General features: G+C 72.5%; 9 protein-coding genes and 1 tRNA gene. 3 read left to right on the plus strand and 7 right to left on the minus strand.

What is annotated here, in order from left to right:
* Window positions 1-3,088: type I polyketide synthase (locus ABTZ17_RS34060; RefSeq protein ID WP_352199677.1), on the minus strand; the 3,088-nt coding region annotated here is incomplete at its 3' end.
* 442 nt (window positions 3,089-3,530) lie between these two features.
* On the opposite strand from ABTZ17_RS34060, the gene ABTZ17_RS34065 reads away from it, so the two are divergent.
* Complete coding sequence (locus ABTZ17_RS34065; protein ID WP_352199678.1) at window positions 3,531-3,998, plus strand: hypothetical protein; 468 nt, start codon at window positions 3,531-3,533, stop codon at window positions 3,996-3,998.
* A 319-nt stretch (window positions 3,999-4,317) separates the two neighbouring features.
* Here ABTZ17_RS34065 and ABTZ17_RS34070 read toward each other — a convergent pair.
* A tRNA-Pro gene (locus ABTZ17_RS34070) sits at window positions 4,318-4,391 on the minus strand.
* 135 nt (window positions 4,392-4,526) lie between these two features.
* Here ABTZ17_RS34070 and ABTZ17_RS34075 point away from each other — a divergent pair.
* On the plus strand, window positions 4,527-5,228 hold the full coding sequence (locus ABTZ17_RS34075; RefSeq protein WP_352199679.1) for a thiamine pyrophosphate-binding protein: 702 nt from the start codon (window positions 4,527-4,529) through the stop codon (window positions 5,226-5,228).
* A gap of 142 nt (window positions 5,229-5,370) precedes the next feature.
* Window positions 5,371-6,273: a transketolase family protein gene (locus tag ABTZ17_RS34080; protein WP_352199680.1), complete on the plus strand. Its 903-nt coding sequence runs from the start codon at window positions 5,371-5,373 to the stop codon at window positions 6,271-6,273.
* Window positions 6,274-6,285: 12 nt separating this feature from the next.
* On the opposite strand, the gene ABTZ17_RS34085 is transcribed toward ABTZ17_RS34080, so the two are convergent.
* From ABTZ17_RS34085 to ABTZ17_RS34105, 5 genes are all read right to left on the minus strand, one after another.
* The gene (locus tag ABTZ17_RS34085; protein WP_352199681.1) at window positions 6,286-6,837 is read right to left on the minus strand and encodes a GAF domain-containing protein; all 552 of its coding nucleotides are present in this window, start codon (window positions 6,835-6,837) and stop codon (window positions 6,286-6,288) included.
* A gap of 70 nt (window positions 6,838-6,907) precedes the next feature.
* Window positions 6,908-7,528 (minus strand): GTP-binding protein, encoded by a 621-nt coding sequence (locus tag ABTZ17_RS34090; RefSeq protein WP_352199682.1) that lies wholly within the window; start codon window positions 7,526-7,528, stop codon window positions 6,908-6,910.
* On the minus strand, window positions 7,506-7,835 hold the full coding sequence (locus tag ABTZ17_RS34095) for a DUF742 domain-containing protein (protein WP_352199685.1): 330 nt from the start codon (window positions 7,833-7,835) through the stop codon (window positions 7,506-7,508). Before ABTZ17_RS34095 ends, ABTZ17_RS34090 begins: the two co-directional genes overlap by 23 nt.
* A gap of 56 nt (window positions 7,836-7,891) precedes the next feature.
* Window positions 7,892-8,335, minus strand: coding sequence for a roadblock/LC7 domain-containing protein (locus ABTZ17_RS34100; RefSeq protein WP_352199683.1), 444 nt, complete (start codon window positions 8,333-8,335; stop codon window positions 7,892-7,894).
* 167 nt (window positions 8,336-8,502) lie between these two features.
* Window positions 8,503-10,215 carry a sensor histidine kinase gene (locus ABTZ17_RS34105; RefSeq protein ID WP_352199684.1) on the minus strand — a complete coding sequence of 571 codons (1,713 nt, stop codon included), beginning with the start codon at window positions 10,213-10,215 and terminating at the stop codon, window positions 8,503-8,505.
* Between the last annotated feature and the right edge of the window lie 404 nt (window positions 10,216-10,619).

A 10,619-nucleotide genomic window follows, 5' to 3' on the forward strand; every position in this document is an offset into this window, starting at 1 on the left:
CATCCCGACCCGACGCCACCAGATCCCACAAATCCTGCGGACCCGCCACACCACCCGGATACCGACACGCCATCCCCACGATCGCCAACGGCTCGTCGTCCCGGACGGCGGAGGTCGTGGGGGTCGCGACGGCGGGGTCGCGGCCCTCGACCTCGGACAGCAGCAGGCGGGCGACCGCGGTGGTGGTCGGGTGGTCGAAGACCAGCGAGCTGGGCAGTCGGAGCCCCGTCGCCTCGGTGAGGCGGTCGCGCAGCTCGACGCCCGCGAGGGAGTCGAACCCGAGCTCCTTGAAGGCCCGGTGCACGTCGACCAGCGCACCGGAGACGTGGCCGAGGACACCGGCCACCTCGTCCGACACCACTTCCAGGACGAGGCGTTCGCGGTCTTCGGGCGCGAGCCCGGCCAGCCGGTCGGCGAGCGGAGAGGCCGCCCCCGGCCGCTCCGCCACACCGGTCGGATCCGTCGCGGCGGAGGTGACCCATTCGACGGGTCGCGCCGCGGACCCCGCCACGGGAGGCAGCCAGTACCGCTCGCGCTGGAAGGCGTAGGTGGGCAGGTCGACGCGCCGCACGCCGGTCCCGGCGTAGAAGGCGTCCCAGTCGACGCCGGCGCCGATCACGTGGGCCTGTCCGAGGAATCCTGCGAAGGCTTCGGCCTCGGGGGTACGGGCCCGCAGGGCGGGCACGAACACGGCCTCGACCTCGTCACCGTCCACGACCTGGCGGGCCATCGCGGTGAGCACGGAGTCGGGCCCGATCTCCACGAACCGCGTGACGCCCTCGGCGGTGAGGGTCCGCACGCCGTCGGCGAAGCGGACCGCCTCGCGGACGTGCCGGACCCAGTACTCCGGGTCCGTGAGCTCTGCGGAAACGATCCCGCCGGTCAGGTTCGACACGACCGCGATCTCCGGCTCCCGGAAGGAAAGACCCTCCGCCACGGCCCGGAACTCGGCGAGCATCGGCTCCATCAACGGCGAGTGGAACGCGTGACTGACCCGCAGACGGGTCGTCTTGCGCCCCTCCCACGCCGGCAGCCATTCCTCGATCGCCGCCGACTCGCCCGAAACGACCACGGCTCGGGGCCCGTTGACCGCGGCAACGGTCAAGCGCCCCTCGAAGCCGTCCAGCGAGGCGACGACCTCGTGCTCGGCGGCCTGGACAGCAACCATCCCGCCACCCTCGGGCAGCGCACCCATCAGACGACCCCGCGCCACCACCAACCGCGCCGCATCGGCCAGGGAGAGAACCCCCGCCACGTGCGCACAGGCCAGCTCACCGACGGAGTGCCCGATCAGCACATCGGCCTTCACACCCAGCGACTCCACCAAGCGGTAGAGAGCCACCTCGACGGCGAACAGCGCGGCCTGCGTGAACTCCGTACGATCCAGCAGCCCGGCCTCCGCCGAACCCTCCGCCGCGAACAGCAACTCCTTCAACGACCGCCCGAGAAGCGGATCGATGAACTCGCACACCTCGTCCAGAGCCGCCGCGAACACCGGATAAGCAGCGGCAAGACCCGCACCCATCCCCGCCCGCTGCGCACCCTGCCCCGTGAACAGAAAACCCGTCTTCCCCGACACCACGGCACCCGCGGCCGACGGTCCCTCAAGAAGGCTTCCCAGCCGCGCGATCAACTCGTCGCGGTCGGTGGCCACCACGGCGGCCCTCCGGTCGAACTGCGCCCGCGAGGCCACGGCCGAGAAGGCCACATCGGCCGACGTCAGCTCGGGGTGCTCCAGCAGATGGGCGCGCAGTCGTTCCGCCTGTCCCTTCACGGCCGCCGCGGTCTTGCCCGAGAGCACGACGGGGAGCACCGGCGGCAGCGCGCGCTCAGCAGCGCCATCGCCGTCGGTCCCGTGTCCCGCTCCGGCGGTGAGTGCCGGCGGGGCCGCGGTGAGGACGACGTGGCAGCAGCTGCCGCCGATGCCGAGGGAGGTCACGCCCACGGCCACGTCCGGTCCGCCCTCGGGCCACGGCTCGTTCTCCGTGACCACGCGCAGCCCCAACTCACCCAGTGGAATATCGGGGTTGGGGCTGGAGAAGTTCAGGCTCGGGACGAGCGCGCGGCGGTCCGCGCAGAGCGCGGCCTTGATGAGTCCGGCGATGCCGGCGGCACCTTCGAGGTGGCCGATGTTGGTCTTGACGGAGCCCACCGCGAGCGGTCCGACGGCTTCGCGTGAGGCGCCGAAGACGGCGCCGAGGGCGCGGGCCTCGATGGGGTCGCCGACTCGGGTGCCGGTCCCGTGCAGTTCGACGTAGCGGACTCGGGAGGCGTCGACGCGGGCGTTCTCCAGGGCTTCGCCGATGGTGCGGGCCTGGGTCTCGGCGCTCGGTACGGTCAGCCCGCCCTCGCCGGAGCCGGTGCCGACGGCGCTGCCCTCGATGACGGCGTACACGTGGTCGCCGTCCGCGAGGGCCTTGTCCAGGGGCTTGAGGACGACGAGCCCGCCGCCTTCGCCGCGGACGTACCCGTTGGCGCGCTCGTCGAAGACGTGGCTCCGGCCGTCGGGTGAGAGCGCTCCCGCGCGTTCGACGACGGTGCTGCTGAGCGGTGAGACGTTGAGGTGGACGCCGCCCGCGAGGGCGAGCTCGCTCTCGCCACGGCGCAGGCTCTCGCAGGCCAGGTGGACGGCGACCAGGGAGGAGGACTGCCCGGAGTCCACGGTGAGGCTCGGGCCGGACAGGCCCAGGCCGTACGAGATGCGGTGGGCGACGAGGGACCGGCCGACTCCCGTCAGGGTGTGGCGGGTGACTCCCTCGTCGCCGGCCATCGCGACCAGGTCGGCGTAGTCGGCGGCCATGACCCCGACGAACACCCCGGTGCGCGGGCCCTCCGTCCCGGGGACCGGGACGATGCCCGCGTCCTCCAGTCCCTGCCAGGCGAGTTCCAGGGCGATGCGCTGCTGCGGGTCGGCCTGCGCCGCTTCCCGGGGGGTCATCCCGAAGAAGGCGGGGTCGAAGCCGTCGACGTCTTCCACGAACCCGCCCCGGTCAGGTCCGTAGGGGCGGTCGTCGGCGCGCGGCCGAATCGCGTCGATTCCGTTGTTCAGCAGGTTCCAGAACTCTTCGCGTCCTTCGGAAAACGGCATTCGAGCCGAAATTCCGATGATCGCGATCCGCTGAAGACATATGTCGGCCACGACATCCCCCCGTTGTCCATGACAGCCCCCGTTGCCACATGCAAAAAGCTCGGTAATCGACCGTACGAAGCGGGCCCGAGCTCATGCGAAGGCAGACGCTAGCAGTCGAATTGGCCAAGTCGCCAACCCTGTGGCTCACGTCACACAGTGTTTACTTGAAAGTAGTTCAAATACCAGCTGGTAGCTTTTGCGGAGAGCTCCCCGTTAAGCCTTTTTCGCTGGTCAGCGTATTACCCGCTGGTTTCGATCATGGCTGAGTGTCCGCATCACGCAAACCGGGCAACTGATCCCCAATGAACCGTCCGCCCCGCAGGATCGGATGAGGTCCCGCATACTCAGGCCCATCCGGACACATCGCCGGTGACTTCCCGCCACCCGAGAGGCAACTGTCATGGACTTCCGGAATCCGGATTCAGACCTTCCCTTTATCGACGAGCACCGGCTCCTGGTCGCCGCACCCCTCACCCAGACCTGGACATCACTGACCAAATGGGTGGCTCGGACCCACCTGGGCATCAGCCCCGCGTTCGCCCGCGTGGTGGGCACCGATCCCCGGGAGGTCACCGGGACGCCACCCGAGCAGGGCTCCACGTTCCCCGGGTTCGCCGTGGTCGAGAACGTCCCGGAGTCCCGCCTGACCCTTGCCGGACGGCACCGCTTCTCCACCTACCGGCTCTCCTTCGTCCTCACCGGACAACCGGGCGGAACGATGCTCGCCGCGCGTTCACACGGCGTTTTTCCGGGATTCCACGGAGCGGCCTATCGATTCGCCGTCATCGGCGTGGGAAGCCACCGCATTCTGGTCCGCCGCTCGCTCCGACAGATCGCCGACAAAGCCGAGCGCAATCGTCAGGTCTGAACCATCAGGTCTGAACCATGGGGATGTCGACAACCCTCCGGAACACCCGCACCACACTCGACCGAATAAAGCTGCATTCACCACGGATCGCGAACCGAGTACGGCACTGTCCGAAAATAGCCGGCCGGAAATATCGGTCCGGAATTAAACTTTCGACGGCATGCGGAAGCGCCCCACCCCTGTCGGGGCGGGGCACGCAAAATCAAGGTAAATAAAGGTAAACACTTCGGCAAGGTAAACGTCTCGGAAATGCCCCGGAAACGCCTGAGGCCGGTTCGGATGAATTCCGAACCGGCCTCAGACCTACGACTCTCACGAGTCGGGACGACAGGATTTGAACCTGCGACCCCTTGACCCCCAGTCAAGTGCGCTACCAAGCTGCGCCACGTCCCGATGCGCGCTGACCTGGAGTTTCCTCCTGGCTGAACGCGCACGAGAACGATACCGCACTTCCGGGGCTCCGCGCGCACACCTTTCTCCCGGGGCGGGTCTTGACCTCGACCGCGCTTGAGGTCCGAGGCTGGGCGCATGACGCAGACAGCGACGGACACCGCACTCCGCTACGAGGACCTGCCCCGCCTGATGGGGCTGATGACGGGCGACGAGAAGCACGGCCCGGCCGCCACCTCCACCCTGGACGTGCTCTGGGTGCTCTACGACCGGGTGCTCAGGACCACCCCGGGCGACCCGGAGGACCCGTCACGGGACCGCTTCCTCCTCTCCAAGGGCCACGGCCCGATGGCCTACTACGCGGTGCTGGCCGCCCGGGGGTTCTTCCCCGTCGACTGGCTCACCGGCTTCGGCGGCCACGACTCCCCCCTGGGCCACCACCCGGACCGGATGCTCGTCCCGGGCGTGGAGATCGGAAGCGGCTCGCTGGGCCACGGACTTCCCCTCGCCGTGGGCAGCGCGCTCGGACTGCGCGCCCAGGGCATGAACGACCAGGCGGTGTGGACCCTGATCGGGGACGCCGAACTCGACGAGGGCAGCAACCACGAGGCCCTCGCCTTCGCCGGCTCCGCCGGACTCGACCGCCTGCACACCGTGGTGGTCGACAACGACTCCACCACCCACGGCTGGCCCGGCGGCATCGCCTCCCGCTTCGCGGCGGCCGGCTGGTCGGCGGTCACCGTCGACGGACGGGACCACGAGGCCCTCCACGCGGCCTTCACCCTGCCGCACCCCGGCCGCCCGCACGCGGTGGTCGCCCGGGTCGAGCCCAAGGACTGAATTTCGGAGGCGGCGACGGCCCACGCGGCCGCGCGCACCTCCACCGACACGACAGGCCGTCGGCTCCGCCCGCGCCCGAGGCTCCGGGAGGACCGCGGCACCACCATGCGAACAACGGCATCACACGAGTGGGGACGAACAAGTGGACACCATGCGGGAACGATTCACCTCAGTGACCTCGCGGCTGCTGGACGAGGACCCGCGACTCGCTCTGGTCCTCGCCGAGATCGGCGCGGCCAACTTCCGTGGGGCCCTGAGCCGACACCCCGACCGGGTGGTCAACGTCGGCATCCGCGAACAACTGCTCATCGGAGTCGGTGGCGGCCTCGCCCTGACCGGCCTGCGCCCGATCATGCACACCTTCGCGAGCTTCCTGGTGGAGCGCCCCTTCGAGCAGGTCAAGCTGGACCTCGGCCACCAGGGCGTCGGCGGGGTCCTGGTGAGCGCGAGCGCCTCCTACGACTGGCCCGCGGGCGGGTACACCCACATGGCCCCGGGCGACGTGGCCCTGATGGACACCCTGGACGGCTGGACCGTGCACGTGCCGGGCCACCCCGACGAGGCGGAGGCCCTGCTGCGGCACGCCTACGCGGCCGGGGACGACAAGGTGTACGTCCGGCTCTCCGAACTCTCCCACCGCGAGGCCCTCCCCGTGGACGGCTCCCGGTTCCTGACCGTGCGCGAGGGGACCACCGGGGTGGTGCTGGCCGTGGGGCCGGTCCTGGACGACGTGCTGGCGGCCACCGAAGGGCTGGACGTCACCGTGCTGTACGCGACCACGGTGCGGCCCTTCGACGGGGATGCGCTGCGGACCGCGGTGACCCGGTCCCGGGCGGACGTGGTGCTCGTGGAGCCCTACCTCGCGGGCACCTCCACCGCCCGCGTCTCCGAAGCCCTGACCGAGGTCCCGCACCGCGTCCTCGGGTTGGGGGTGGGCCGGGCCGAACTGCGCCGGTACGGCACCCACGCCGAGCACACCGCCGCCCACGGCCTGGACCCCGCGAGCCTGCGGCAGCGCCTCACGGGCTTCCTCCGCACCCCCTGAACCGGGACCCGGTCAGGACCGGGCGGCCGCGTCCTCCCGCTCGTGGATCACCTTGACCACGTCCGCGGCGAGGGACTTGATCCGGTCCAGTCCGTCCCGGCCCCAGCGGCGCGGCACCAGGTCCACGGCGCCCACCGTGCCGAGCACAAATCCCTGACGATCCGTCAAAGGCGCGCCCAGGTACGAGCGGACGCCGCTCTCGTCGACGACGGCGTTCGGAGCGAAGCGCGCGTAGTCCCGTACGTCCTCCAGGACCAGGGCCCGCCGCCGTACCACCACGTGCGGGCAGTAGCCGTGGTCACGGGCCAGTTCCCGGCCCGTGTAGGCACCGGTCGGTGCGTCGGGGAGGTGGTACATGCCGCCGAAGAACTGCCGTTCCTGGTCGATGAAGTTGACCACCGCGTACGGGGTGGCCATGGTGTCGGCGACCCGCCGCGCGTACAGGTCGAGTTCGGCGTCGGCCCGCTCCCCCAGGCCGAGTTCGCGGAGCCGGACGGCCCGGGCCGGGGCCTCCCGGTCCACCGGGGTGAGCAGTAGGTGTCCGGTCGATTCGTAGTACGTCATGGCGGTACCCCCCTGTTCGAAAGCGGCGCGGGCCGTGCGGGACCCGCGGGTGCTGCCTGCGCCGGGCCGGTCAGCGGCCCGGTGGCGGACCACCTCCCGGACGGGGCGGGTGGAGCAGGTGCTCCACGAGGGCGACCAGGGTGCGGGTGCCCGATTCCGGGCGGCGCGCGTCGCAGGGCACCACCGGCACGTGCGGCGGCAGCCCGACGGCCTCGCGGACCTCGTCGGGGGTGTAGCGGTGCCCGCCCTCGAACTCGTTGACGGCGACGACGAAGGCGATGCCGCGACGCTCGAAGAAGTCCACGGCGGGGAAGCAGTCGGCGAGCCGGCGGGTGTCGGCGAGCACCACCGCGCCGAGGGCCCCGGTGCACAGTTCCTCCCACAGGAACCAGAAGCGTTCCTGCCCCGGGGTGCCGAAGAGGTACAGCACCTGCCGGGCGTCCAGGGTGATCCGGCCGAAGTCGAGGGCGACGGTCGTGCTGCTCTTGCCGCCGGAGCCGTCGGCGGGCTCCGGCGGACCGCCGAGGCCGCTCACCAGCTCCTCGGTGCTGAGCGGTTCGATCTCGCTGACCGCGCCGACGAACGTGGTCTTGCCCGCCCCGAAGCCGCCCGCGACCAGGACCTTCAACGTGGCGGGCGGAGCGGGCACGGCGGTGCGGTGGTCTTCTTCACAGTCTTCGGCGCAGGCCATCGAGTACCGCCAGGAGCAGGGACCGGTCGTCGGCGGCGAAGCCCGCGAACCGCGGGGCCCGCGCCGTCACCGCCCCGCAGTCGAGGAGATCGGACAGGAGCACTTTGGTGACCACCGCGGGCAGTCGGAGTTGGGCCGCGACCTCGGCCACCGAGACGGCGGCCGGCCCCGTGCAGAGGGTGAGGGCCAGGACGTGGTCCGCGCCGAGGGCCGCCCCGGGCGCCACCCCGGTGGCGGTGACCACGGAGAGCAGGTCGAGGGCGGCGGTCGGACGGGTCCGACCGCCGCTGGCCGTGTACGGCCGCATGACCCGGCCCGCCGAGTCGTCCAGCCACGGCGTGTCCTGCGGGGCGAGGAAGGCCCTCACCGGTCGGGGGACCCACAGGCGGCGGCCTGTCGGGGCGGGGCCGCCAGGTAGGGGCGGACGCTCTTGACCAGCATCGCCATCTCGTAGCCGAGGACCCCCGCGTCCGCCTCGCGGTCGGCGAGGACCGCCAGGCAGGTGCCGGAACCGGCGGCGGAGACGAAGACGAGCGCGGAGTCCAGCTCCACCACCACCTGCCGGACCCCGGCCCCTCCGGCGAACCGGGAGCCGGCACTGCGCCCGAGGGAGTAGAGCCCGGAGGCGAGGGCCGCCATGTGGTCGGCGCTGTCGGGGTCGAGTCCGTGCACGCAGGTCACCAGGCCGTCCGCGGTGAGCAGGACGGCGCTGCGGGTGTGGGGGACGCGCTGGACCAGCCCGCTGAGCAGCCAGTCGAGGTCGGAGAGCTGGCTGGTGGGCTGGCTGGTCGGCACTTCACTGGCCATGGGGGGTGGCTCCTTGCCGGGTTGTCCGGGTCCCGCCGGGCGGGTCGGTCGGTACGGGCAGTGCGGTGTGCGGGCGGGGTACGGGCGGGCGGGGTGCGGGCCCGGGTACGGGGCGGCGGTCCCGGACCGGCGAGCGCGACGGGGGCGGGCCGGGATCGCGGTCGGGGTCAGGTCTGCGGGTGCGGGTCCGACTCCCTCTGCGCCAGGGAGAATCCGCGCTGGAACGCGGCCATCAGCCCGGGGTCGTGGACGGGCGGCTCCGCCTCCGCCCCGTTCGGGAAGGTGGTCGCGGGGACCGGCTCCGGCTCCGGGGGCGCGTCCCTGAGCTGCGGCGCCAGGTGCTCCTGGGCGCGGCGGCGGGGCAGCGGCGGACGTTCGGGTGCGGTCGGGTCGGGAGCCGGTCGGAGGTTGGTGCGCTCGCGCTGGCGGGGCGGGCCGCCGGCGCTCCGGACGGTGGCGCGTTCCGGGTGCGGGGGCGCGCCGGTGGGGGTGCCGACGGACGACCGGGCGGGGACGGGGGGCGGGCCGGTGCGGACGGGTTCGAGGAGGGGTACGGGGTCGGGTGGGCGCGGCGGGCCGTAGGGGTCGGCGCCGTCGAGGGGTCCGGCGGCGCCGGTGCGGTACTGGGTGTGGTCCTCGGGGGCCGGGGCGCCGACCGTGATCGGGTCGACCTGTTCCTCGGGTCCGAGGAGTTCGCGGGGCAGCACGAGGACGGCGAGCACCCCGCCGTAGATGTTCGACTTGAGTTCCACGGCGATGCCGTGGCGGCGGGCGAGCGCGGAGACCACGAACAGGCCGATGCGGCCGTCCTGGAGGAGCCGGCGGACGCTGATCCGGTCGGGGTCGCCGAGGAGGGCGTTCATGCGCTGCTGTTCCTCGGCGGGCATGCCCAGGCCGCGGTCCTCGACCTCGATGGCGATGCCGGCGGTGACACGTTCGGCGCGGAGCAGCACGTCGGTGTCGGGGGCGGAGAACACCGTGGCGTTCTCCACGAGTTCGGCGAGGAGGTGGACCACGTCGGCGACGGCGTGGCCGCGGAGGGTGCCGGCGGCGGGCGGCACCACCTTGACGCGGGTGTACTGCTCGACCTCGGCCACGGAGGAGCGGAGGACCTCGCTGAGGTCGATGGGGCGGGTCCACTGGCGGCGGGAGGCCGCTCCGCCCAGGACGGCGAGGTTCTCGGCGTGGCGGCGGATCCGGGTGGCGAGGTGGTCCACGTGGAAAAGCTCGCGGAGGAGTTCCGGGTCCTCGACGGTGTCCTCCAGGTGGTCCAGCAGCTGGATCTCCCGGTGGACGAGGGACTGGAGCCGGCGGGCGAGGTTGACGAAGACCTCGACCTTCTGGTCGCTGTCCGTGCGGCCGCCCGGTGCCGCGGCCCCGGCGAGGAGGCCGTGGGCCTCCTCCCGGGCCTGCCTCAACTCCATGGACAGCAGGGTGAATTCGTCGTCGAGGCCACGGGGGGCGGCGGTCGCCGGTCTGCGGGGCGGCGGGGCTTCTCCGTGGTCGAGGCGGTCGGCGGCGGCCCGCAGTTCCTGCCGGCCGCGGACGCTGGACCGGCGCAGGGCCTCGCAGCGGTCCCGTACGGTGCGCACCGCGCGTTGGGCGCCGAGGAGCGCGGCGGCGAGGGCGGCGGCGAAGAGCAGGGCGCAGCCGGCGAGGACGGGCCAGAGGCGGGCGTCGGGGCTGATGCCGCCGAGGCGGAGGGTGAAGGTCACCGCGGCGGCTCCGCTGAGGCCCGCGGCGAGGGTGGGCAGGAGGGCGGCGCGCAGGAGTTGGGCCCGCAGGCGGTGGCGGCCGCCGGGCGGGGTGGGGGCGGGGCGGCCGCGCCTGCCGCCTTCCCGGCGGTCGCCGCGCGCCGCGGGGGCGTGAAGTCCGGACATCCTCGTCCTCGGTACGTGGGGCGCGGGGCCGGGACGGCCCGCCGTTGATCACCGGATACCCACGCTAGAGCGCCCGTTCAGCCCGGAGAGGGCCAGTTGCGGAGATTCACCTGCATGCGTCCCGCCCGGGGGCGAGCGCTCGTACGGGTACCCGATTGCGCCGGGGGCGCACGCGCTCCCCCGTCCCGGGGTGCCGCGCCGTGCGGTGCGATCCGGCCGCGGTCCGCCGGTACGGACCCGGTCGGAGGCACGCGGACACCGGGGACCGGGCGGGGCCCCGCCCCCGGTGGGCACACCGACACCGGGGGGGGGGGGGCGGGGGGGGCGGGGCCCCCCCGGCGCGCCTGACGCGCTCCGATGGGTATGGGTGTTTTAAGCGGTGGTAGTAAATCTCAAGTTGTTAG

The organism is Streptomyces sp. NPDC097619, from assembly GCF_040302735.1.
Classification (GTDB): domain Bacteria; phylum Actinomycetota; class Actinomycetes; order Streptomycetales; family Streptomycetaceae; genus Streptomyces.

Excerpts from the sequence above, each read along its gene's own strand:
- ABTZ17_RS34085 (WP_352199681.1), bottom strand. The coding sequence starts at position 6,837 with ATGACGTACTACGAATCGACCGGACACCTACTGCTCACCCCGGTGGAC.
- ABTZ17_RS34090 (WP_352199682.1), bottom strand. The coding sequence starts at position 7,528 with ATGGCCTGCGCCGAAGACTGTGAAGAAGACCACCGCACCGCCGTGCCC.
- ABTZ17_RS34065 (WP_352199678.1), top strand. The coding sequence starts at position 3,531 with ATGGACTTCCGGAATCCGGATTCAGACCTTCCCTTTATCGACGAGCAC.
- ABTZ17_RS34105 (WP_352199684.1), bottom strand. The coding sequence starts at position 10,215 with ATGTCCGGACTTCACGCCCCCGCGGCGCGCGGCGACCGCCGGGAAGGC.
- ABTZ17_RS34075 (WP_352199679.1), top strand. The coding sequence starts at position 4,527 with ATGACGCAGACAGCGACGGACACCGCACTCCGCTACGAGGACCTGCCC.
- ABTZ17_RS34100 (WP_352199683.1), bottom strand. The coding sequence starts at position 8,335 with ATGGCCAGTGAAGTGCCGACCAGCCAGCCCACCAGCCAGCTCTCCGAC.
- ABTZ17_RS34095 (WP_352199685.1), bottom strand. The coding sequence starts at position 7,835 with ATGCGGCCGTACACGGCCAGCGGCGGTCGGACCCGTCCGACCGCCGCC.